The sequence below is a fragment of the Mesorhizobium sp. M7A.F.Ca.CA.004.04.2.1 genome, from assembly GCF_004022825.1.
Classification (GTDB): Bacteria; Pseudomonadota; Alphaproteobacteria; order Rhizobiales; family Rhizobiaceae; genus Mesorhizobium.
This window is the reverse complement of record NZ_RZPH01001580.1, coordinates 1-767: the sequence shown is the minus strand read 5'-3', so window position 1 is coordinate 767 and position 767 is coordinate 1. Positions and strand designations below refer to the sequence as shown.

1 pseudogene is annotated in these 767 nt (G+C 61.9%); it reads right to left on the bottom strand.

Annotated elements, in window-relative coordinates:
- Positions 1 to 767 (bottom strand): annotated as a pseudogene (locus EN893_RS38855) (hypothetical protein); the annotation flags it as partial.

Genomic DNA, 767 nt, shown 5'->3' with positions numbered 1-767 from the left:
ATTCTCCATGGAGCTTGTAGCGAACGCATTGCCGGTTGCCCCTTGCGAGTAAAGCTTTCTGACGCCCGGAAGGCCGGAATAGATCGGTGATCCTGCAACGTCGTCGTTGGTGGGATTTGACCTTCCAGCATTCCCGATCGGCGCTTTGAAAGCTCTTGCGGGTTTGAACGTCATTGTCTTGGCAGGTTTGGCTTTGGGCTTTGCCTTTCCAGTCGAGGCTGGAGGCGCCGGCTTGTCGCCGATCTCAGCCGCCAATGGCTTTGGCGTCACGACGGCTTGCTTTTCGGCGGGTTGCGGTGCGGGTTCCTGTTTGTCCGGCTGCTGTTTGTCGGTTTCCTCGGTCGCCTGCTTCTCCTCGCTTTGCGCGGGCTTTTCGTCCGGCGCAGCGGTGGCTGGCTTCTCGTCAGGCTTGCTGGGCTCCGCCTTCTGCTGTGGCGTTGCAGCCGGGGCGGGCTGGGTCGGCGTGGGTGTCGGTGCTACAGGCGGCTTCACCGCCTCATCCTTGGCCGGCGACGGCGTGCTGGGCTTAGCGCTGCTTCCGTCGAGCGATTTCTCCGGCCCGGTATCTTTCTGGCCGTACTGGAAAACGCGCTTCAGAACCTGGTCGTCTGGCGGTTTCGGCGGTTCCGGAGGCGGCTTTTGTTCAGGCGGCTTCTCAGCCTTCTTTTCAGGTGTCGGTTCCGGTGGCTTTGGAGCAGGTTTCGGCTTGGGCTTCTCGGGTGGCGGCACGATCGCGACATTGACGGGCTGTTCCTGCTGAACCGGCT